This window comes from Synechococcus sp. R6-7 (assembly GCF_047461695.1).
GTDB lineage: Bacteria > Cyanobacteriota > Cyanobacteriia > Thermostichales > Thermostichaceae > Thermostichus.
On sequence record NZ_JANSHS010000450.1, the window covers coordinates 1 to 1,135 of the forward strand.

Genomic DNA, 1,135 nt, shown 5'->3' on the forward strand with positions numbered 1-1,135 from the left:
TTTTTCGTTTCGGCTACCTCTTCAATTTGCAGCCGACCCCGACCTCGAATGGCAATCCAATCCTGAGGGCCAACGGTGTAGCTGGCTTGGGTAATGGGCTTCCAGTTGACCCGCACTTCCCCCCGTTGGATTTCTTCCACCATTTTGCTGCGGGAGATGCCAAACCCAGCTGAGGCTACCGCATCCAGGCGCAAAGAGGCTTCCACGCTGGTGATGGATTTGACGCGGGGGGGTTGAATGTTCAACTGGCTCAGGAGGATCCGGCTCACTTTGACAGGCACTGTGCGCACCTGCGTCAGGTTTAGGGCGAGGTAGTCCACCATTTCGGGCACAACGATGGCCTGGGCGCCTGAGTCTCCCAACACAAGGATGTCTCCCACTTTCTCGCGGGCGATGCCGGCTCCCAAAAGGGCTCCCAGAAAATCGCGGTGGGTGGCCGGGTCGAACAGAAAGTTGCCCTGAATCTGAATGGCGGCCAATGGGATCCCTTCTGGGTCGGGCTTGGGATCCCGGACATCTAGGCCCACCTCAGAGCGAGCTAGGGCCAAGCGCTGGCGCTCTGCTTGAGGGTACCCTCCCCAGGCCCCCACTTGTAGTTCGGTCAAGTTGCGCAGCCGAGCTTGCACCTCTGCTATTTCCGGTGGCGAGAGGAAGTCGCTCCAGACCACTTGCCAGGTCTTGAGGGCTTGCTCTCCCAAATCCAAGACCCGTGCCAAGGTTTCTCGATACTCTGCCCCTTGCAACAAATCGGCTCTGGGTAGCATTTGGGGTGCTTCGACCTCTGTGGTTCAGTCCCGTTTTTCCCATGCTAAGCTAGATAGCCGGAATCACGGCGGGCGTAGCCAAGCGGTTAAGGCAGAGGATTGTGGATCCTCCATTCGTGGGTTCGAGTCCCATCGTCCGCCCTTGAGGGAAATCGCGAAAATCCAGTCATGGCAAGGGCCACAGAGGCCAATCCATCTATCTAGACCCTGACAAACGAAAACAGACAACACCCTATCTGGACGCAAAAATCGTGAAGGTATTCGTCAAGGTGATCTGGAGCACCTGCCTCTCCCTCTCAAAACAAGCTCGGTTTAGGGTCGTTTCAGGTTAGGGTGAGACACCTGGGCTACTGATCGCGCCAGCGGGACGG

Annotated in this window: 1 protein-coding gene and 1 tRNA gene; one reads left to right on the plus strand and one right to left on the minus strand. The window is 57.5% G+C overall.

The genetic code is table 11. The annotated features are described in order from the left end of the window. On the minus strand, positions 1–764 hold a 764-nt coding region (locus tag NW815_RS12515; RefSeq protein ID WP_414416079.1), incomplete at its 3' end, for a photosystem II S4 domain protein. Positions 765–832: 68 nt separating this feature from the next. Here NW815_RS12515 and NW815_RS12520 point away from each other — a divergent pair. Next, positions 833–905 (plus strand) — tRNA-His (locus NW815_RS12520). Positions 906–1,135 lie beyond the last annotated feature (230 nt).